Below are 19,334 nucleotides of genomic sequence, written 5' to 3'. Positions count from 1 at the left end.
AACCCGGAAGCTAAGCCTTTCAGCGCCGATGGTACTGCAGGGGGGACCCTGTGGGAGAGTAGGACGCCGCCGAACAATCATTGTAGAAAGCCCCGTACCGGGTATCCGGTACGGGGCTTTTCTGCGTTTACGGCCCGTCTGGCGTGGATGGAGTCCCGCTCCGCATTCCTTACCAGTCGGCCGGGTAGCTCTTGAGGCTGCTGGTGTCGAGCGTCCAGCGGCCGGCGGTGACGGTGCCCCCGAAGGCATGGGGGACCTTCTTGCGGTAGCGGGTGCCGTCGGGTCCCTCTGAGGGGTCGCTGTGCACCGTGACGGTCTTCTTGTCCATACGGGGGTCCACGACGACGTACAAGGGCACTCCCATCCGCGGGTAGTCGTGCAGCTTGTCAGGGATGCCGGTGAGGGAGTTCGTGCGTGTCTGGGCCTCGATCTGGCGGCGCAGCCGCACCACGTTCAGTCCGTGGGGAGCCGTGGGGCTCATCATCGTGAGGAAGATCTGACCGTCGGTGGTCTGCGCCTCCCACTGGTCTTCCTGGTGCTCGGCCAGCTCCGCGAGCTGCTCCGCGAAGTCGTGCATGCGGCGCATCTGCTCGGGGGTGAGGTCGGCCATGGCGATCCTCCTGGTGGGTGCCCGACCAGCGTATCCAGTCGGACACCCGCCTAGAGGCGGCCCGCGGACTTCAGGGCCAGGTAGGCGTCGGCGAGGGCCGGGGCCAGGGTGTCCGGGGTGGCGTCGACCACGTGGACTCCGTGGCGGGTCAGCTGCTCCGCCGTGCGACGGCGGGCGGCCTGGGACTGGGTGCCCGCCGCGGCCTCGTAGACCGCGTCGAGCGTGCCGCGGGACTTCGTCATCTCCTCTATGTGGGGGTCGGCCACCGACGCCAGCAGGACCGTGTGGCGCTGCGTGAGGCGGGGGAGGAGGGGGAGCAGGCCTTCCTCTGTCGGTGCCGCGTCCAGGCTCGTCAGAAGGACCACCAGGGACCGGCGCGGGGCGTTTCGCAGGACGGTGGAGACCAGGGTGCGGGCGTCGGTCTCGACGAGCTCCGGTTCCAGGGTGGCCATGGCGTTCACGAAGGCAGGGAGGATGTCGCCGGCCGAGCGGCCCTGGACCTGGGCGCGGGTGCGGCGGTCGTGGGCCAGCAGGTCGACGCGGTCGCCGGCGCGGGAGGCCAGCGCGGCCAGCAGCAGGGCCGCGTCCATCGCGGAGTCCAGGCGGGGGGCGTCGCCGACGCGGCCCGCCGACGTGCGGCCGGTGTCCAGGCAGATCAGGATGTGCCGGTCGCGTTCCGGACGCCAGGTGCGGACGGCGACCTTGTCCTGACGGGCGGTGGCCCGCCAGTCGATCGAGCGGGTGTCGTCCCCGGGGACGTAGTCGCGGAGGCTGTCGAACTCGGTGCCCTCACCGCGGGTCAGGACGCTTGTGCGGCCGTCCAGTTCGCGCAGCCGGGCCAGGCGCGAGGGGAGGTGCTTGCGGCTGGTGAAGGGCGGCAGGACCCGGACCGTCCAGGGGACGGTGTGGGTGCCCTGGCGGGCGAGCAGGCCGAGCGGTCCGTACGAGCGGATCGTCACGCGGTCGGCGCGGCGGTCCCCGCGGCGGGTGGGGAGCAGCCGGGTGGTGATCCGGCGGCGTTCGCCGGCCGGGATCGTCAGGGTGTGCCGGGAGGCTTCGGCCTCGGTGCCGGGCAGCCAGCTGCTGGGGGGCCAGGCGTCGCGGACGCGGGCCCGTAGCGTGCGCGTGCCCGGATTGGTGAGGGTGAGGTGGACCTGCGCCGGTCCGCCGAGGCGGACGGAGGTGTCCCCCGTGCGGGTGAGGTTGAGCCTCCGGACCGGTGCGGCGAGGGCGTAGTCGACGGCGCAGGCCAGGGCCAGGGTGCCGTTGACCGCGAGCATCCCCGTCCAGCTCGGTTCGAGGATGCCGACGGGCAGGCTGCCGAGGGCCGCCAGCAGGGCGGCGCGTCCGGTGAGGGCCATCAGCGCGGGACGGGGACGTGGGACAGGATCGCGGTGATGACCGCGTCGGCCGTGACCCCCTCCATCTCGGCCTCCGGGCGGAGTTGGACGCGGTGGCGCAGGGTGGGCAGGGCAAGGGCCTTGACGTCGTCGGGGGTGACGTAGTCGCGGCCGGTGAGCCAGGCCCAGGCGCGGGCGGTGGCCAGCAGGGCGGTCGCGCCGCGCGGGGAGACGCCGAGGGTGAGGGAGGGCGATTCGCGGGTGGCGCGGCAGATGTCGACGACGTACCCGGCGATCTCCGGGGAGACGGACACCTTGGCGACGGCGTCGCGGGCGGCTTCGAGTTCGGCCGCGCCGGCGACCGGGCGCAGGCCCGCGGCCTGCAGGTCGCGCGGGTCGAAGCCGGCGGCGTGCCGGGTCAGTACGCCGATCTCGTCCGCGCGGGAGGGCAGGGGCACGGTGAGCTTGAGGAGGAAGCGGTCCAGCTGGGCTTCGGGGAGCGGGTACGTGCCCTCGTACTCGACCGGGTTCATGGTGGCGGCGACGAGGAACGGCTCGGGCAGCTTGCGCGGGGTGCCGTCGACGGTGACCTGGCGCTCCTCCATGGCCTCGAGGAGGGAGGACTGGGTCTTGGGCGGGGTCCGGTTGATCTCGTCCGCGAGGAGGAGGTTGGTGAAGACCGGGCCGTTCTGGAAGGAGAACTCCGCGGTGCGGGCGTCGTAGACGAGGGAGCCGGTGACATCACTGGGCATCAGGTCCGGGGTGAACTGGACGCGCTTGGTGTCGAGGGCGAGGGAGGCGGCCAGGGCCCGTACGAGGAGGGTCTTGGCGACGCCGGGTACGCCTTCGAGGAGGACGTGGCCGCGGCACAGGAGGGCGACGACGAGACCGGTGACGGCCGAGTCCTGGCCGACGACGGCCTTTCCGATCTCGGTGCGGATCGCTTCCAGGGAGGAGCGGGCGCTGTCCGTGGTGGCCGTCATGAGGTGCGGACCTCTCTTTCGAGGGCGTCGAGGTGGTCGGCGAGCGCGACGAGTGCCGCGTCGTCGGCGGGTGTGGTGCCGAAGAGGAGGGCGGTCAGGTCCCGGTGCCCGTTCGTATGCCCATCGGCCGTCTGTCCGTCCGTCAGGCGGGTGGACACGGCGGGGACCAGGGCCGCGGGTTCGTGGGCCCGGGTGGGCGGTACGCCGACCAGGGCGGCCAGGCGTTCGCGGGCGGCGGCGCGCAGCACGGTGGCGGCGCGGTCGCGGGCGCCGGCCTTGCGGTAGAGGCGGGCGCGGCCCTCGGTGGTCTCGGAGGCGCGGATGGCGACGGGCAGCTTCTCGGTGACGAGGGGGCCGAGCCGGCGGGCGCGCCAGAGGGCGGCGAGGGCGGCGGCGACGAAGAGCTGGAGCAGGGCCCAGCCCCAGCCGCGGGGGACGAGCTCGAGGAAGCCCTTCTCCTGGGCGGGGTCTTCGTCCTGGACCTCCGTGAGCGAGGGCAGGTACCAGACGAGGTCGGGGCGGGAGCCGAGGAGTTGGAGGGCGAGGGAGGCGTTGCCCTCGGAGGCGAGCTTCTTGTTGAGGAGGAGCGTCTCGGAGCCGAGGAGGACGGTGTCGCCGCCCGTGGTGCCCGAGGGGAGGACGAGGAGGGTGGGGTGGCCGCCGCTGGGGTAGCACGCCGCGGCGGCTGCTCCGCCGGTGTAGCGGTGGCCGCCGCCGGTGGAGGCGCGGCCGGCGGTGACGGCGGCGGGCAGGGCGCAGCCCGGGTCGAGGTTCTCGTCGAGGGCGTCGCCCTTGGGGCGGGCGGCCGGGGCCAGGTCGGGGAGGCTGACGCCGCCGGGGGCGAGCAGGACGGTACGGCCGCCGGAGAGGTCGATCGCGGAGCGGATGGCGCGGCGCTGGGTTTCGCCGAGCCGGTCGGGGTCGGTGACCAGCAGGGTGGTGCCGGGGCCGGCCGCGGCGGCGGCCTCGCGGGCGCTGGTGACGACGCGGGTGGTGACCCCGCGGGCCTGGAGCAGCTCGGCGACGGCCCGGCTGCCGTCGGGGTCGGCGGAGCGGGGATCGAGCCGCCCGTGCCGGCTCCCGGAGCCGAGGGCGGCGAGGACGACGGCGCCGACGAGCAGGATCCCGAGGCAGACGAGCACACCGCGCGAGCGCCGCCACACGACGCCGGGCGTGATCCCGCCGACGGCCGTGCCGGTGGCTGCGCCGGGTGCCCCGGCGGCCGCCGGGGTGCTGCCCGCGTACGGCGTGCCAAGGGCTGCGCCGGGCGGCGGGGCGAGGTTGCCGGGCGGCGGGTCCGTCGCTGCGCCGGGGGTGCGGGGGCCGGGGGCGGGGGCGGTCATGCCGGGGGTCCCGTCAGGAGCGGCTTCGTGCGGGCCAGGGTGGTGTCGAGGGTGTGGAGGCGGGCGTACATGCCCTCGTCGCCGGGGCGGCCGCCGTACGTGACGTCGTCGAAGGTGCGGGCCGCCGTGCGGAGGGCCTCGGCGTGGTCCGGGAGGCTGAGCGCGGCTTCGGCGGCCGCCTCGTCGGCGGTGCGGCCCGGGCGCGGGTCGAGCAGGGTGCGTTCCTCGAGGGAGCGGACGACGGCGCGCATGCGCTCCTGGACGGCTTCGGTCCAGCGGCCCGCGGCGGCGTGCGCGGCGGCGGCGGTGCGGTGGTCGGCGGCGCTGCGCAAGGCGTCGTCGAAGACCCCCGCCGGCGCGGTGGCGGTCCGGCGGGGGGAGCCGAGCCGCCACCACAGGGCGGCGAGGGCCAGGGCGACCAGGACGGCGATCGCGACCAGGCCCAGGGTGCCGCCGGGGGTGGCGCCCGCGGCGTGGTCGAAGAGGTTTCCGACCCATTCCCAGAACCGGTCCAGGGCGCGCTGGAACAGGCCCGGGTCGTCCTGGTGGTACAGCGGCTTGGACAGTTCGCGTTCGGCCGCCTCGCGGGCGGGGTCGCGCGGTGTCGTCACCGGTGGTTTCTCCGCGGCCGGCAGGAGCGCCGCGGAGCGTGTGATGAGGCCCCCCGTACTCATCATCCGTGCATCAGCCTCCGGTCGGCGGTGCGGTGGCGTCCAGGCCGTAGTTGTCCAGGCCTGCGGCCCGGGCGAGCTCCAGGTCGAGGGCCTCGCGCCGGATGCGCTGGTCGACGTACAGGAGGACGGTGACGCCCGACTGGATCGGCATGGTGATGGTCTGGGCGATGACCGCGCCGACCGCGGAGAGGATCAGCGGGGCCCAGCCGGTGGCGGCGGTGCCGTTCTCCAGGCCTTCGAGGCCGCCGTCGGCGAGGCCGATGGCGAGCCCGACGGCGGTCAGCGGCCAGACGATGATCGCCGAGACGAACGCGGTGATGAGGCCGGTCAGGGCGGTGATGCCGAAGATGCGCCACCACGAGCCCTCGACGAGCCTCGAGGAGCGGCGGAGCGAGGTGATGACGCTGCTCTTCTCCAGCATCAGCGCGGGCGAGGCCAGGCTGAACTTGAGCGCGAGCCAGATCAGCAGCGGGAGGGCGGCGACGCCGCCGACGATGGCGATGCCGACGCTGCCCAGGAGGATGCCGGGCAGGAGCAGCACGAGGACGATGACGATGCCGCCGAGGGCCAGCAGGAGGGTCAGCCCGAGCAGGCGGAGCAGCTGGGGGCGGGCCTCGCGCCAGGCTTCGCCGATCGAGGAGCCGTGGCCGAGCACGGCACGGCTGAAGATCATCGTGAGCATCGCGGTGGCCACGATCGTCCCGATGAGCTGGACGAAGCCGTTCGCAAGCAGGGCCACCATGCTGTCGCCGAGGGCGTCGACGGCGTCCTTCAGGCTGTCGTGGGAGCCGGGGTCGGAGGCGACGGTGAGGTCGGCGTACGTGTACTTCTGCACGAGCACGCTGATGACCTGGACGACGGTGGCCACGATCAGCGTGATCGGCAGGACCGTCCGCCAGTGGGTGCGCATGGTGGCGACCGCGCCGTCGAGGATCTCGCCCAGGTCGAGGGGGCGCAGCGGGATGACGCCGGGCTTGGCGGCCGGGGGCTTGCCCCACTGGCCGGGGCCGCCCGGGTAGCCGTACTGGCCGCCCTGCGGGCCCTGGGGGCCGCCGTACGATCCCCAGCCCGCGCCCGGCTGCGGCTGCGGCTGCTGCGGGGCCTTCGGGGCCTGGGGGGTGCCGGGGCTCGACCACTCGCCGGGGGGCGGCTGCTCGGCGGACCACTTCGGTCCGCCGGCGGGCGGCGGTGTGCCGCCTTCCGTGCCGTCCCGGCCGTCGGGTGCGCCCGGCCGCTCGCCGTCGGACGGGGAGGGTCCGGGCACGGCCCAGCCCGGAGAGTCGTTCATCGTCGCTCCTTCACGTGCACTGCGGGGCGGGGGGCGCTGGTCGGCTGCCATCGTGCCACGTGGGAACGTTGAGCGGACCGGCCGTCCCCCCGGAACTCCGGCGGCCCGCACCTTCAATTGTCGCCCGGATCCGGGGCAGACTGGTCGGTCTGATCTCCACGCAGGTCCGAGGGGCGATTTCCAGCCCTTTTGGCTGTGGGACAGCTCACCGACTGGTAACGATTAGCTAATGGGATGATGTCAAGCATGAAGGGACGAGTCCTTGTCGTCGACGACGACACCGCGCTGGCCGAGATGCTCGGCATTGTGCTGCGTGGAGAAGGTTTTGAGCCGTCGTTCGTAGCGGACGGCGACAAGGCGCTGGCGGCCTTCCGCGAGGCGAAGCCGGATCTCGTGCTGCTCGACCTGATGCTGCCCGGACGGGACGGCATAGAGGTCTGCAGGCTGATCAGGGCCGAGTCCGGCGTACCGATCGTCATGCTCACCGCGAAGAGCGACACGGTGGACGTCGTCGTGGGCCTGGAGTCCGGGGCCGACGACTACATCGTCAAGCCGTTCAAGCCGAAGGAGCTGGTGGCCCGCATCCGGGCCCGCCTGCGCCGCTCGGAGGAGCCCGCGCCCGAGCAGCTGGCCATCGGTGACCTGGTCATCGACGTGGCCGGGCACTCGGTCAAGCGGGACGGTGCCTCGATCGCCCTGACCCCGCTCGAGTTCGACCTGCTGGTCGCGCTCGCGCGCAAGCCCTGGCAGGTGTTCACCCGCGAGGTGCTGCTGGAGCAGGTCTGGGGCTACCGGCACGCGGCGGACACCCGCCTGGTCAACGTGCATGTGCAGCGTCTGCGCTCCAAGGTCGAGAAGGACCCGGAGCGCCCCGAGATCGTCGTGACGGTGCGCGGTGTCGGCTACAAGGCCGGACCGAGCTGACGTGCAGCCCGGCAGGCCCCGGCGCGGGTCCCGCTGGGGGGCCCTGCGGGGCGGCCGGCTGCTCCAGGACGGAGCGCCCGGCGGCCCTGTGCTGCGGTTGTTCGTACGCCTCGTACGACGGCCGCTGCTTCCGGCTGTCCGGCTGTGGCGGCGCAACATCCAGCTCCGGGTGGTCGCGGCCACGCTGCTGATGTCGCTGGCCGTGGTCCTCTCGCTCGGCTTCGTGGTGATCGCGCAGGTCAGCAAGGGGCTCCTCGACGCCAAGGAGGAGGCCGCGCAGAGCCAGGCGGCGGGCGGGTTCGCGGTCGCACAGGAGAAGGCCAACACGCCCTCCACCGTGGACGGGCCCGATGTCACCGACAACAAGGTCGGACGGGACGCCAGTACCTGGATGAACTCGCTGGTCAAGCAGCTCGCCAGTGGCGGCCAGACGGCCTTCGAGGTGGTCGCGCTCGGCGCCGGTCCCGGCGCGCAGCCCGACGGGCAGCCGGGCGGGCCCACCGTCTCGGGCGTCAAGGGCGCCCGCGCGTCCGGGAACGTGGACCCGACGGCGAGCGTTCCCCCGCAGCTGCGGCGGGAGGTCAACCACGCCACCGGGACCTTCAAGACCTTCTCCCAGATCCGGTACACCGCCGGGGCCGGGGACAAGGCGCCCGAGCCCGCGCTGGTCGTGGGCAAGCGGCTCACCGACATCAACGGAGACCCGTACGACCTGTACTACCTCTTCCCGCTCACGCAGGAGGAGGAGTCCCTCAACCTGATCAAGGTCACCATCGCCACCGCCGGGGTGTTCGTGGTCGTGCTGCTCGGCGCGATCGCGTGGCTCGTCGTACGCCAGGTCGTGACGCCCGTGCGGATGGCCGCCGGGATCGCCGAGCGGCTCTCTGCCGGGCGGCTCCAGGAGCGGATGAAGGTCACCGGCGAGGACGACATCGCCCGTCTGGGCGAGGCCTTCAACAAGATGGCCCAGAACCTCCAGCTCAAGATCCAGCAGCTGGAGGACCTGTCGCGGATGCAGCGCCGGTTCGTCTCCGACGTCTCGCACGAGCTGCGGACGCCGCTGACGACGGTACGGATGGCAGCCGATGTCATCCACGACGCCCGGGTCGACTTCGACCCCATCACCGCCCGCTCCGCCGAGCTGCTCGCCGGGCAGCTCGACCGCTTCGAGTCGCTGCTCGCGGACCTGCTGGAGATCAGCCGGTTCGACGCGGGTGCCGCGGCTCTGGAGGCGGAGCCGATCGACCTGCGGGAGGTCGTGCGCCGGGTCATCGACGGCGCCGAGCCGCTCGCCGAGCACAAGGGCACCCGGATCCGGGTGCTGGGCGACACCCAGCCCGTCATAGCCGAGGCCGACTCCCGGCGCGTGGAGCGGGTGCTGCGCAACCTCGTCGTCAACGCCGTGGAGCACGGCGAGGGCCGCGACGTGGTGGTCCGGCTCGCATCGGCGGGCGGGGCCGTCGCGGTGGCCGTACGGGACTACGGCGTCGGGCTCAAGCCCGGCGAGGCCACCCGTGTCTTCAACCGCTTCTGGCGGGCCGATCCGGCCCGCGCCCGCACCACCGGCGGGACGGGCCTCGGCCTGTCGATCGCCGTCGAGGACGCGCGCCTGCACGGCGGCTGGCTCCAGGCCTGGGGTGAGCCGGGCGGCGGTTCGCAGTTCCGGCTGACCCTGCCGCGGACCGCCGACGAGCCGCTGCGCGGGTCCCCGATCCCGCTGGAGCCGGAGGATTCCCGGGCCAACCGGGCCAGGGCCGCGGCCGAGGCGGCGGGCTCCCGCACGCCCCCGCAGGCGCCGCCGGCCCCGGGGCGGCCCGACCGCTCGCCGATACCGCCCCGGTCGGCGGTCGGCGGGGCGCTGCCGGTGCCCGCGGACCCGACGGCCCTGCCGGGCAACGGGGCCCGCGTCGTGGCCCGTCCGGCCGACCAGGCGTCGGCGGACCGGGCCGGCGCGGCCGACCAGTCAGCAGCACAGGAGGATGGAGCAGGTGGACGCTGAGCCCGCACGGGTACGCAGGGACGGCCGCCGCCGCCGGTGGCGGACGGTGCGGGCGTACGCCTTCGGCGCGGCCGGGCTGCTGCTGGCCGGCTGCGCCTCCATGCCCGACCACGGCGAGATCCGCGAGGTGCGGGCCTCGCAGGGCGTCGACTCGCAGGTGCGGGTGTTCGGCGTGCCGCCGGCCGACAAGGCCAGTGCGGCCGACATCGTCGACGGCTTCCTGGAGGCCATGACCAGCGACGACCCGCAGTTGCAGACCGCCCGCAAGTACCTCACCGAGGACGCGGCGAAGACCTGGAGGCCCGGCGCCGCCGTCACCGTGCTCTCCGCGGGCATCGACCGGTTCTCCGTGCAGGGCGAGAAGGACCCCTCGGGCCCCCGCTGGAAGATGACCGGCACGAAGCTCGCGACGGTGGACGAGCGCAGCGCGTACCAGCCGGAGACCACCGGGGCGCGCTACGAGGAGTTCCTCCAGCTGGTCCAGGAGAACAAGCAGTGGCGGATCGCGACGCCGCCGAGCAGCCTCGTGCTCAGCGAGTCCGATTTTCAGCGCATCTACATGCCGGTCAACAAGTACTACTTCGCGGGCGGCAGCCTCGTCGCCGATCCGGTGTACGTGCGCCAGCGCAGCGACCCCGATTCGCGGATGGACCCGACCACGCAGACCGTGCAGTCGCTGCTGGCCGGGCCGTCCAAGTGGCTGGGGCCCGTGGTGACTTCGAGCTTCCCCACCGGCACGGAACTGCGCGAGGGAACCAAGTCCCTTGCGTACGACGGCCAGAACGCGCTGAAGGTGCCGCTCAACGACAAGGCCGACAACGTGGCGCAGCCGCAGTGCCAGAAGATGGCCGCGCAACTCTTGTACACCGTGCAGGATCTGACGGCCTCCCGGCTGGCGCGGGTCGAGCTGCTGCGCTCGGACCGGTCCTCGCTGTGCTCGGTGACCGAAGCGTCGGCGGGGGCGATCGCCCACCGGGCGCCGAGTCCCGAGTACCAGTACTACGTGGACAGTGACTCCCGGCTCGTGCGGATGAAGCTCGACATCGCCAGCGAGGACCAGCAGTACCGGCCCGAGGCGGTGCCGGGGCCGCTGTCCCCGACCGCCACGAGCCCCGGGTTCAAGGTCGGCTCCGCGGCCGTCTCGTACGACGAAAAGCGCGCTGCGGTGGTGTCCGAGGACGAGCACGGGCTGCACCTGGTGAACCTGACGACGGCCGGGCCCATGCCGCAGCCGGTGCTGACCAGCAAGGGCGTAAAGCCGAACGGGCTGGGCGCGCCGAGCTGGGACACGGCGGGCGACCTGTGGATCGCGGACCAGGATCCGCAGAATGCGGGGCTGTACCGGGTGCCGGGCGGTACCGGCGCCCCGCAGAAGATCGACGTGGCCGGGCTCGACGGCGGGCGGATCAGGGCGCTGAAGGCGTCGCCGGACGGGGTGCGGATCGCGCTGCTGGTGGAGAAGGACGGCCGCAAGAACCTGTACATCGGGCGGATAGAGCGGCCCGAGGGCAAGGGCGACGCGGGGCCGGTGTCGGTGCGCGAGCTGCGTCCCGCGGCCCCGCAGATGGCGAGCGTGACGGCGCTGAGCTGGGCGCCGCGCGGCCGGCTGCTGGTGGTGGGCCGGGAGAGCGGCGGGGTCGTGCAGGCCCGGTACATGCTGGCCGACGGTTCGATGGTCGCGGCGAGCCTGCCCGGGGCGACCGGGCTGGACGCGGTCGCGGCGACGGAGGACGAGAAGAAGCCGGTGGTCGCGTACTCGGGGGAGGACGGGATCGTGTGGCTGCCGCCGGGGGCGCAGTGGCGCACGGTGGCGGCGGGCGGCCGGGCTCCGGTCTACCCCGGCTGATCTGTCGTCCGACCAGCGCTTTCGTGCTCCGGCCCCGGTTGTCCACAGGGGTGGCGGGGTGCCCGGCCGGCCCGGCACAGTGGTGGGTATGCGGGGGTGGTGGCAGGAGCTCGCCGGGCTGGTCCTGCCGGTCGACTGCACCGGCTGCGGGGCTGCCCGCGCGCTGCTGTGCGCGGGCTGCGCGCAGTCGCTGAGCGGGGCCGCGGCGGGGTGTGTACGGCCGTCTCCGGGACCTGCGGGCCTGCCCGTGGTGTATGCGGCCGCCGCGTACGAGGACGCCGTACGGGAGGCCGTACTGGCGCACAAGGAGCGCGGGGTGCTGCCGCTGGCCGGGCCGCTCGGCGCTGCCCTGGCGGCGGCCGTCCGCGGGTGCCTCGGTGTGCGCGCCCGCGGGGGCGGGGCGTGGGCGGCGGGGGAGGAGCTGGTGCTCGTCCCGGTGCCGTCGGCGCGGCGGCAGGTGCGGGCGCGCGGGCACGATCCGGCGCGCAGGATCGCCCTGGCGGCCTCGGCACGGCTGCGGCGGGCCGGTGTTCCCGCGCGGGTGGCGCCGCTACTGCGCCATGTCCGGCCGGTGGCCGATCAGGCGGGCCTGGGGGCCCGGGAGCGGCGGGAGAACCTCGCGGGGGCCCTCGGGGTGTGCCGCGGGGGAGCGGTGCGGCTGCCGGCCGGTGCGCGGATCGTGCTGGTGGACGACGTGATCACCACTGGAGCCACGCTCGCGGAGGCGGCCCGGGCGGTGCGGGCGGCGTCGCCCGGAGCGCCGGCCGGAGCGGTGGCGGGGGCGGCCGTGGTGGCGGCTCCGGCGGAATCCTTCGTACGAATCCGGTCGACAACCCGTACAGACCAACGTTCTTGTGAATAGATTTGGAACTCTCGGGGAAGGCGCATCGTTGCAGGCAGTAAGAGGGAGTAGCCACCTGAACGGAGGTACGTTCCGGTAGCGGGTGCCGACAACCGGCATGGAGAGATATGTTCGGTTGTAAGGAACTGGCGAGTCCTGGCTCCACGCATCGGATCGCACGTTTCGTCGTTTCTGAATCTTCGTGTCAGAGGCTGTCTCTCGACTCCGAAGTCGGTGGGGTGTAGATCTTGCCGATGGGGGAGGAGGAGGTGAAAGTCGCCAAGTCCGAGGCTCCGGTGTTCACCGGGGCCTGGTGCGAAAGGGAGACGCTTCGCCCCATGAGGCGGAGCTATCCGGGAACGGAGTTCTGCGTGGACATCGTCGTCAAGGGCCGCAAGACCGAGGTGCCCGAGCGGTTCCGCAAGCACGTGGCCGAGAAGCTGAATCCGGAGCGGATCCAGAAGCTCGACGCCAAGGTGATCAGCTTGGACGTCGAGGTGTCCAAGGAGCACAACCCGCGCCAGGCCGACCGTTCCGACCGCGTGGAGATCACCCTGCATTCGCGAGGCCCGGTGATCCGTGCCGAGGCGGCTGCAGCAGACCCGTATGCGGCGCTCGACCTGGCACAGGACAAGCTGGAGGCCCGGCTGCGCAAGCAGCACGACAAGCGCTACACCCGCCGTGGCAACGGCCGGCTCTCGGCGGCCGAGGTCGCCGACGTGGTTCCCGGCGTCGCCCGGCTGAACGGGAGCGGCCAGCCGGTCACGGAGGAGGCGGCGGACGCGATCCCGACCACCCGGATCGGATCGCTGGAAGTACAGGGCGAAGGCCCGCTCATCGTCCGCGAGAAGACGCACTCGGCCGCACCCATGCCGCTCGACCAGGCTCTGTACGAAATGGAACTGGTCGGCCACGACTTCTATCTGTTCGTCGACTCCGACACCAAGATGCCCAGCGTCGTCTACCGGCGTCACGGCTATGACTACGGCGTGATCCACCTCAACTCCGACCAGGCCTCCAGCTCGGGTGAGCCCGGCTCCGGCGCGGGCGGGGCGCTCGGCGGCTGACGCCGCGGCCTGAATTCCGGTGAAGTGCCCCCGGGGATGCAGCAGCGTCTCCGGGGGCCTCTGTATGACTCGTATGCGCCAGGTGGCCGTCGCAGGCTCCCCGCCGAGTGGCGCGGGCATGGAATCATGGCGGGCAGTCAACCGGCGCGCATTGCCGTCCGGTTGACTCGGCAGCTCGGTACATGCAGGGGGAGGAACGATGGCGGACAGCTTCGGGCCGGTGCGCGGTGATGAGGGCGGCGAGCCGATCCGGGTGCTCGTCGTCGACGACCACGCCCTGTTCCGGCGCGGGCTGGAGATCGTCCTCGCGCAGGAGGAGGACATCCAGGTCGTCGGTGAGGCGGGGGACGGCGCGGAGGCGGTGGACAAGGCGGCGGACCTGCTGCCGGACATCGTGCTGATGGACGTGCGGATGCCCCGGCGCGGCGGTATCGAGGCGTGCACCTCGATCAAGGAGGTGGCTCCCTCCGCGAAGATCATCATGCTGACGATCAGCGACGAGGAGGCGGACCTCTACGACGCGATCAAGGCGGGCGCCACCGGGTACCTCCTGAAGGAGATCTCGACCGACGAGGTGGCTACGGCGATCCGCGCGGTGGCCGACGGGCAGTCGCAGATCAGCCCGTCGATGGCCTCGAAGCTCCTGACGGAGTTCAAGTCGATGATCCAGCGGACGGACGAGCGGCGGCTGGTGCCAGCGCCGAGGCTGACGGACCGCGAGCTGGAGGTGCTGAAGCTGGTGGCGACCGGAATGAACAACCGCGACATCGCGAAGCAGTTGTTCATCTCCGAGAACACCGTCAAGAACCACGTCCGCAACATCCTGGAGAAGCTCCAGCTGCACTCCAGGATGGAGGCCGTGGTCTACGCGATGCGGGAGAAGATCCTCGAGATCCGCTGAGATCCGCTGAGATCCGCTGACATCCGCCGGGCTCTGCAGGGACCTGCCGGGCTCTGCAGGGACCCGCCCGGGCTCTGCAGGGATCCGCTCCTGGTTCAGAGGGCGGCCAGCTCCGCGGTGACGGCGGCCGCCTCCTCGGCAGAGCCCGCGCGCTCGATGCGTACGGCGTCGCAGCCGACCCAGCCGGCCGCCTCGCGCAGCGCCTCCGCCATGGGGCGGGCCGCCTTGAGGGTGGTCAGGGAGAGCTGCCGGGCCACCAGTGTGCCGCCCTCGCGGGCCGGGTCGACGCGGCCCTGGAGCCGTCCGCCGGCCAGCAGCGGCATCGCGAAGTAGCCGTGTATCCGCTTCGGCTTGGGGACGTACGCCTCCAGCCGGTGCGTGAAGCCGAAGATCCGCTCGGTGCGGGGCCGGTCCCAGACGAGCGAGTCGAACGGGGACAGCAGGGTGGTGCGGTGGCGCCCCCGGGGAGCCGTCGCCAGCGCGGCGGGGTCGGCCCAGGCCGGCCTGCCCCAGCCCTCGACCTCGACCGGGACCAGGCCCGAGTCGGCGATCACCGCGTCGACCTGCTCGCCCTTGAGGCGGTGGTAGTCCGCGATGTCGGCGCGGGTGCCGACGCCGAGGGAGCGCCCGGCCAGGGCGACGAGCCGGCGCAGGCACTCGGCGTCGTCCATGTCGTCGTGGAGCAGCGCGTCCGGGACCGCCCGCTCGGGCAGGTCGTAGACCCGCTTCCAGCCGCGGCGCTCGGAGCAGACCACCTCACCGGTGTCCAGCAGCCACTCCACCGCGATCTTGGTCTCGGACCACTCGAACCACTCGCCGCCGTTCTTGGCGCCGCCCAGCTCGGTCGAGGTCAGCGGCCCGTCGGCCTTGAGCCGGTCCAGGACCGCCTGCGTCGAGCGCTCCTTGTCCTGGAGGACGTGCCAGCGGTGGCCGCGGGCCCGGCGGGCCCGGCGCCGGAACGCGAAGTGCGGCCACTCCTCGATCGGCAGGATGCAGGCCGCGTGCGACCAGTACTCGAAGGCGTGGCGGTCCGACCAGTACGCCTTCTCCACGGTGTCCCGGCCCACCGCGCCCAGCCGTGCGTACGGGATCAGCTCGTGCGAGCGGGCCAGTACGGAGATCGTGTCCAGCTGGACGGCGCCCAGGTGGCGCAGCACCCCCCGCACCCCACCCCGGCGGTCGGGCGCCCCGAGGAACCCCTGCGCGCGCAGGGCGATCCGACGCGCGTCGTCGGCGGACAGGGCGAGCACGGTCTCGGTCATGCCGCGAGCCTAGGCCGTGCCACTGACAGCGGGCAGGTAGGGCAGCCGGGAGGGCAGGCCGAGGTCGGAGGGGAGCAGGGCGCCGACCCAGCAGTCGCGGGAGGTGCCCCGCTGCTCGATGCCGGCCCGCAGAATCCCCTCGACCTGGAAGCCGGCCTTCTCGGCCACGGCCTTCGAGCCGGCGTTGCCCAGCTCGGCGCGCCATTCCAGCCGTGTGACGCCGAGCGCGGTGAAGGCCCAGCGGGCGACGGCCCTCACGGCCTCGGTCATGTAGCCCTGGCCGCGGTGTTCCTTCACCGCCCAGTAGCCGATCTCGTACGACTCGGCGCCGTGCACATGCACGCCGACGGCCGCGACCAGCGGGCCCCCGGCCCCGAGGCGGACGGCGAAGGGGTAGCCCGTGTCCTCGCGCCAGCCGTTCGGCACGAGCTCGTTCACGAAGGCGTGCGCGTGCGCGCGCTCGTAGGGGGAGGGGACCAGGGTCCAGCGCTGGATGTCCGGGTCCTGCGCCGCCGTGTAGACCTCGTCCTCGTCGGCCGGGACGAAAGGCCGCAATACCAGCCGGTCCGTGGTGAGTGTGATGGGCTCCATGGACGGATTCTGCTGCCGCCGGGGTGGCCGGAGCGAACACTTTCCGGGAATCCCCCGAGGGATGCGGCACCTTCCGTGTACCCCGGACGTTCTCAATCCGGGCACCCGTGCCCTCACGGGAACGGCGGACCTCCCGACGCGGGCACGTCCTCGCTTACGATGGCCGTTGCGGTGGGTCCCACCTGCCGTGCCCGTGGTACGTACAGTGCCCAGGCCCGACCGGCAAGGAGACAAACCTCGGTGTCCGTCTTCAACAAGCTCATGCGTGCAGGCGAAGGCAAGATCCTGCGCAAACTGCACCGCATCGCGGACCAGGTCAACTCCATCGAAGAGGACTTCGTCAACCTCTCCGACGCCGAGTTGCGTGCGCTCACGGACGAGTACAAGCAGCGCTACCAGGACGGCGAGAGCCTGGACGACCTGCTGCCCGAGGCCTTCGCGACCGTCCGCGAGGCCGCCAAGCGCGTCCTCGGCCAGCGGCACTACGACGTCCAGATCATGGGCGGTGCCGCGCTTCACCTCGGCTACGTCGCCGAGATGAAGACCGGTGAGGGCAAGACCCTCGTCGGCACGCTCCCCGCGTACCTGAACGCGCTGTCCGGCAAGGGCGTCCACCTGATCACGGTGAACGACTACCTCGCCGAGCGCGACTCCGAGATGATGGGCCGGGTGCACAAGTTCCTCGGCCTCGAGGTCGGCTGCATCCTGGCGAACATGTCGCCGGCCCAGCGCCGGGAGCAGTACAACAACGACATCACGTACGGAACGAACAACGAGTTCGGCTTCGACTACCTGCGCGACAACATGGCGTGGTCGGCGGACGAGCTGGTGCAGCGCGGCCACAACTTCGCCGTGGTCGACGAGGTCGACTCGATCCTGGTCGACGAGGCCCGCACCCCGCTGATCATCTCCGGCCCGGCCGACCAGGCCACGAAGTGGTACGCCGACTTCGCGAAGCTGGTCACCCGCCTCACCAAGGGCGAGGCCGGCCAGCCGCTCAAGGGCATCGAGGAGACCGGCGACTACGAGGTCGACGAGAAGAAGCGCACCGTCGGCATCCACGAGGCCGGTGTCGCCAAGGTCGAGGACTGGCTCGGCATCGAGAACCTCTACGAGTCGGTGAACACCCCGCTCGTCGGCTACCTGAACAACGCCATCAAGGCGAAGGAACTGTTCAAGAAGGACAAGGACTACGTCGTCATCGACGGCGAAGTCATGATCGTCGACGAGCACACCGGCCGTATCCTCGCCGGCCGCCGCTACAACGAGGGCATGCACCAGGCGATCGAGGCGAAGGAAGGGGTGGACATCAAGGACGAGAACCAGACCCTCGCCACGATCACCCTGCAGAACTTCTTCCGCCTGTACAGCAAGCTGTCGGGCATGACCGGTACGGCCATGACCGAGGCCGCCGAGTTCCACCAGATCTACAAGCTCGGTGTCGTCCCGATCCCGACCAACCGCGACATGGTCCGCAAGGACCAGCCGGACCTGATCTACCGGACCGAGGTCGCGAAGTTCGCCGCCGTCGTCGACGACATCGCGGAGAAGCACGAGAAGGGCCAGCCGATCCTGGTCGGCACCACCTCGGTCGAGAAGTCCGAGTACCTCTCGCAGCAGCTCTCCAAGCGGGGCATCCCGCACGAGGTGCTCAACGCGAAGCAGCACGAGCGCGAGGCCTCGATCGTCGCCCAGGCCGGCCGCCGCGGCGCCGTGACGGTCGCCACGAACATGGCCGGCCGCGGTACCGACATCAAGCTCGGCGGCAACCCGGACGACCTGGCCGAGGCGGAGCTGCGCCAGCAGGGCCTGGACCCGGAAGAGCACATCGAGGAGTGGGCGCACGCCCTGCCCTCCGCGCTCAAGCGCGCCGAAGCGGCCGTGAAGGCCGAGTTCGAAGAGGTCAAGTCGCTCGGCGGGCTGTACGTGCTGGGCACCGAGCGGCACGAGTCGCGCCGTATCGACAACCAGCTGCGCGGCCGCTCCGGCCGTCAGGGCGACCCGGGCGAGTCCCGCTTCTACCTGTCGCTGGGCGACGACCTGATGCGCCTGTTCAAGGCGCAGATGGTCGAGCGGGTCATGTCGATGGCGAACGTGCCGGACGACGTGCCGATCGAGAACAAGATGGTGACGCGCGCGATCGCGTCGGCCCAGTCGCAGGTCGAGACCCAGAACTTCGAGACGCGCAAGAACGTCCTGAAGTACGACGAGGTCCTCAACAGCCAGCGCGAGGTCATCTACGGCGAGCGCCGCCGCGTCCTGGAGGGCGAGGACCTGCACGAGCAGGTGCGCTTCTTCATGGACGACACGATCGACGCGTACATCGCGGCCGAGACGGTCGAGGGCTTCGCCGAGGAGTGGGACCTGGACCGGCTGTGGGGCGCCTTCAAGCAGCTCTACCCGATCAAGGTCACGGTCACCGAGCTCGAGGACGCGGCGGGCGACCGCGCGGGCATCACCGCCGAGTTCATCGCGGAGTCCGTCAAGGACGACATCCACGAGCAGTACGAGGCGCGCGAGAAGGCGCTGGGCTCGGACATCATGCGCGAGCTGGAGCGGCGCGTGGTCCTGTCGGTGCTGGACCGCAAGTGGCGTGAGCACCTGTACGAGATGGACTACCTGCAGGAGGGCATCGGCCTGCGGGCGATGGCCCAGAAGGACCCGCTGGTCGAGTACCAGCGCGAGGGCTTCGACATGTTCAACGCCATGATGGAGGGCATCAAGGAGGAGTCCGTCGGCTACCTGTTCAACCTGGAGGTCCAGGTCGAGCAGCAGGTCGAGGAGCTTCCGGTGCAGGACGCGGCGCCGTCGCTGACGAAGCCGGAGATCCGGGCCAAGGGGCTCGACGCCCCGCAGCGGCCGGACCGGCTGCACTTCTCGGCGCCGACGGTGGACGGTGAGGGCGGGGTCGTCGAGGGCGACTTCGACGCCGACGAGGCGGGCGACGGGATGACCCGGGCCGAGCGCCGCAAGGCCCAGAAGGCCGCGGGCGGCCGCCGCCGCAAGAAGTAACCCCTGCCCGTACGGGCACCCCCGGCGGGGCCGGACACCACAGGGTGTCCGGCCCCGCCGGCTTTTCCCGGTCACGGGAGGGGGCCCATTTCGATGGCTGCGCAGCGCCAGCGGAGGTCCGGGCCCTGTTCCAGGCGGAACGCCATGGCCGAGACGCGGTCGCCCGTCGCGATGCGGGCGAAGGCCTCGATCACGCCCGGGCCCGGGTGGAAGCGGCCGCAGTGGCGCAGGACCGGGCGGAGCCGGTCCCGCGTGGGGTCTCCCCAGCCCGACGTGCGGGGGGAAGCGGCCGTGGGGGCCAGCGTGACCAGCTGGTCGTAGGCCGGGCCGACCGTGTGGCCCAACAGCGAGTGGACCGGCCGCTGGCCGCTGACCACCGCCAGCAGCCGCTCGGCGAACCAGTCGTGCGGGCCCCGCGGGCTGCGGGGGCGGCGCTGGTCCTGGCGGCCGGGGGGCCGGGTGGTGTTCCTGGTCCTGGTCATGGCGGTCGTCCCCGAGAAGTCCGGGCCCGGAGCGGTACCGGGCGGTAACTTGTTATGGGACTTCTACGGTCCGTGACCACGCTCCGCAACGGCGTCCGCGCCGGCCGCACGGGCCGGGACCCGTTCACCTATCCGGGTGGGCGCCGCGCGGTCCCCGGCCGGTCCCCGCGC

16 protein-coding genes and 1 rRNA gene are annotated in these 19,334 nt (G+C 72.3%); 8 read left to right on the top strand and 9 right to left on the bottom strand.

The window, feature by feature from the left end; all coding sequences use genetic code 11:
• Positions 1-75: ribosomal RNA gene (rrf, locus tag ACZ5WG_RS14085) — 5S ribosomal RNA — on the top strand; the annotation flags it as partial.
• Positions 76-169: 94 nt separating this feature from the next.
• Here rrf and ACZ5WG_RS14080 read toward each other — a convergent pair.
• From ACZ5WG_RS14080 to ACZ5WG_RS14055, 6 genes are read right to left on the bottom strand one after another with little or no spacing between them, the layout of a single operon-like run.
• A complete protein-coding gene (locus ACZ5WG_RS14080; protein ID WP_468723028.1) occupies positions 170-610 on the bottom strand; it encodes a hypothetical protein in 441 nt (146 codons plus the stop codon).
• 50 nt (positions 611-660) lie between these two features.
• Complete coding sequence (locus ACZ5WG_RS14075; protein WP_468723027.1) at positions 661-1,971, bottom strand: DUF58 domain-containing protein; 1,311 nt, start codon at positions 1,969-1,971, stop codon at positions 661-663.
• Positions 1,971-2,933 carry an AAA family ATPase gene (locus ACZ5WG_RS14070; protein ID WP_266628773.1) on the bottom strand — a complete coding sequence of 321 codons (963 nt, stop codon included), beginning with the start codon at positions 2,931-2,933 and terminating at the stop codon, positions 1,971-1,973. The genes ACZ5WG_RS14075 and ACZ5WG_RS14070 overlap by 1 nt, the downstream gene beginning before the upstream one ends.
• On the bottom strand, positions 2,930-4,276 hold the full coding sequence (locus tag ACZ5WG_RS14065; RefSeq protein ID WP_468723025.1) for a DUF4350 domain-containing protein: 1,347 nt from the start codon (positions 4,274-4,276) through the stop codon (positions 2,930-2,932). The genes ACZ5WG_RS14070 and ACZ5WG_RS14065 overlap by 4 nt, the downstream gene beginning before the upstream one ends.
• Positions 4,273-4,953, bottom strand: coding sequence for a DUF4129 domain-containing protein (locus ACZ5WG_RS14060; RefSeq protein ID WP_468723024.1), 681 nt, complete (start codon positions 4,951-4,953; stop codon positions 4,273-4,275). Before ACZ5WG_RS14060 ends, ACZ5WG_RS14065 begins: the two co-directional genes overlap by 4 nt.
• A 7-nt stretch (positions 4,954-4,960) precedes the next feature.
• The gene (locus ACZ5WG_RS14055) at positions 4,961-6,238 is read right to left on the bottom strand and encodes a DUF7847 domain-containing protein (protein ID WP_468723023.1); all 1,278 of its coding nucleotides are present in this window, start codon (positions 6,236-6,238) and stop codon (positions 4,961-4,963) included.
• 234 nt (positions 6,239-6,472) lie between these two features.
• On the opposite strand from ACZ5WG_RS14055, the gene mtrA reads away from it, so the two are divergent.
• The 6 genes from mtrA to ACZ5WG_RS14025 all read left to right on the top strand — a co-directional run bounded on the left by mtrA (position 6,473) and on the right by ACZ5WG_RS14025 (position 13,816).
• Positions 6,473-7,162: a two-component system response regulator MtrA gene (mtrA, locus tag ACZ5WG_RS14050; protein WP_189973359.1), complete on the top strand. Its 690-nt coding sequence runs from the start codon at positions 6,473-6,475 to the stop codon at positions 7,160-7,162.
• Position 7,163: 1 nt separating this feature from the next.
• A complete protein-coding gene (mtrB, locus tag ACZ5WG_RS14045) occupies positions 7,164-9,161 on the top strand; it encodes an MtrAB system histidine kinase MtrB (protein ID WP_468723021.1) in 1,998 nt (665 codons plus the stop codon).
• A complete protein-coding gene (locus tag ACZ5WG_RS14040) occupies positions 9,151-11,007 on the top strand; it encodes an LpqB family beta-propeller domain-containing protein (protein WP_468723019.1) in 1,857 nt (618 codons plus the stop codon). Before mtrB ends, ACZ5WG_RS14040 begins: the two co-directional genes overlap by 11 nt.
• Positions 11,008-11,095: 88 nt before the next feature.
• On the top strand, positions 11,096-11,869 hold the full coding sequence (locus ACZ5WG_RS14035) for a ComF family protein (protein ID WP_468723018.1): 774 nt from the start codon (positions 11,096-11,098) through the stop codon (positions 11,867-11,869).
• 350 nt (positions 11,870-12,219) lie between these two features.
• Positions 12,220-12,915: a ribosome hibernation-promoting factor, HPF/YfiA family gene (gene hpf / locus ACZ5WG_RS14030; protein ID WP_468723067.1), complete on the top strand. Its 696-nt coding sequence runs from the start codon at positions 12,220-12,222 to the stop codon at positions 12,913-12,915.
• Between the two features lie 199 nt (positions 12,916-13,114).
• Positions 13,115-13,816: a response regulator gene (locus ACZ5WG_RS14025; protein ID WP_468723017.1), complete on the top strand. Its 702-nt coding sequence runs from the start codon at positions 13,115-13,117 to the stop codon at positions 13,814-13,816.
• A 95-nt stretch (positions 13,817-13,911) separates the two neighbouring features.
• Here ACZ5WG_RS14025 and ACZ5WG_RS14020 read toward each other — a convergent pair whose 3' ends face one another.
• Entirely contained in the window at positions 13,912-15,078 is a 1,167-nt protein-coding gene (locus ACZ5WG_RS14020; RefSeq protein ID WP_468723016.1) for a winged helix-turn-helix domain-containing protein, read from the bottom strand.
• A gap of 9 nt (positions 15,079-15,087) precedes the next feature.
• On the bottom strand, positions 15,088-15,669 hold the full coding sequence (locus tag ACZ5WG_RS14015) for a GNAT family N-acetyltransferase (protein WP_468723014.1): 582 nt from the start codon (positions 15,667-15,669) through the stop codon (positions 15,088-15,090).
• 240 nt (positions 15,670-15,909) lie between these two features.
• Between ACZ5WG_RS14015 and secA the strand changes: the two genes are divergently transcribed.
• Positions 15,910-18,681: a preprotein translocase subunit SecA gene (gene secA / locus ACZ5WG_RS14010; RefSeq protein WP_468723013.1), complete on the top strand. Its 2,772-nt coding sequence runs from the start codon at positions 15,910-15,912 to the stop codon at positions 18,679-18,681.
• A gap of 71 nt (positions 18,682-18,752) precedes the next feature.
• On the opposite strand, the gene ACZ5WG_RS14005 is transcribed toward secA, so the two are convergent.
• Positions 18,753-19,163 (bottom strand): Rv3235 family protein, encoded by a 411-nt coding sequence (locus tag ACZ5WG_RS14005; RefSeq protein ID WP_468723012.1) that lies wholly within the window; start codon positions 19,161-19,163, stop codon positions 18,753-18,755.
• Positions 19,164-19,334: the final 171 nt, after the last annotated feature.

Source organism: Streptomyces sp. NPDC032745, from assembly GCF_055579465.1.
The sequence above is the reverse complement of the archived record's forward strand: the minus strand, read 5'-3'. Positions and strand labels throughout refer to the sequence as shown.